Here is a 1,091-nt window from a genome sequence, read left to right as displayed (position 1 = left end):
TTCCCGTCAGGATTGTCACGTTCTCCGGCGACAACGTGCCGCAGGCCTGCAGGTAGTCGTCGCTGCTCATCCGCCAAGGATTGGGCCGTCGCGGGGGGACGGCCCAACGCCCCGGACCGGAGGCGGGAGCCGTACGTACCACGTCGGGGGAGACGTGGTCGACGTCCACGGCAACACGTTCCACGGCGACTTCACGGGCATCCGCAAGGGCACGGCGGCGGGGGCGGGTGAGCCGGAGTGAGCGACCAGGACGAGGCGGGGGCGGGGGCCGACGCCCCGGACTCCGGCCCAGCCCGGGACGACCGGGGCGACGGCGGCGGCCGGGGCGACCGGGCGGACGCGCACGACCGGGGCGGCGACCGGGGCGAGCGAGGGGGCCGCGGCGGTCGCGGCGACCGGGGCGACCGGGGGGACCGCGGCGGTCGTGGTGACCGGGACGGCGAGCGGGGCGACGGCGCCGGTGAGCAGCCGCGCGAGGTGAACGTCTTCGCCGCCGCCGACCGTGGCCCGCTCGCCGGCGGCGACACCGGCGGCGCCGCCACGGCACGCCGCGCCCTCCGTACCTGGGCGAGCGGCGCGGGCGACCGCCACACCAGCATCCAGGGCGACGGCACCTTCTTCGAGGGCAACCAGTTCTTCTCCGTGTACGGCTCCGGCGACTCCTCGCGCTTCGTCCGGGGACCCGTCCCGCCCGAGACGCTCGCCCACCTCGCCCAGGTGTACTGCGAGATCACCGGCTACCAGCGGATGAAGGAACGGCTCCGCGACAGCCGGGTCCTCGTCCTCTGCGGAGAGCCCGGCAGCGGTCGCAAGGCCACCGCGCTCGCCCTCCTCGACGAGGTCACCGGCGGCAAGGTCTTCCGCCTCGACCCCCGCCACGGCGTCGACGAGATCACGGACGAGGCCCTCCAGGAGGGCGGCGGGCACCTCATGGAGCTGCTCACCGAGGACGTCAGGACCGAGAGCGAGTCACGGGCCCGCTCCGGACGGGGCGACGCCGGGCGCGGGCAGGGTCGTGGCGGGCCCGGCGGGCCGGTCGTCCAGGGTGGTCGCCGCGAGGCCGCCGAGGCCGACGACCCCGGCGACGGCCG

Annotated in this window: 1 pseudogene; it reads left to right on the top strand. The window is 76.6% G+C overall.

Going from position 1 to position 1,091, the window contains the following annotated elements:
* Positions 1–237: 237 nt before the first annotated feature.
* A pseudogene (locus ABZ318_RS39605) lies at positions 238–1,091 on the top strand (hypothetical protein); the annotation flags it as partial.

The sequence above is a fragment of the Streptomyces sp. NPDC006197 genome, assembly GCF_040613865.1.
In the GTDB taxonomy this organism is placed as follows: Bacteria; Actinomycetota; Actinomycetes; order Streptomycetales; family Streptomycetaceae; genus Streptomyces.
This window is presented reverse-complemented; position numbering and strand designations above follow the sequence as displayed.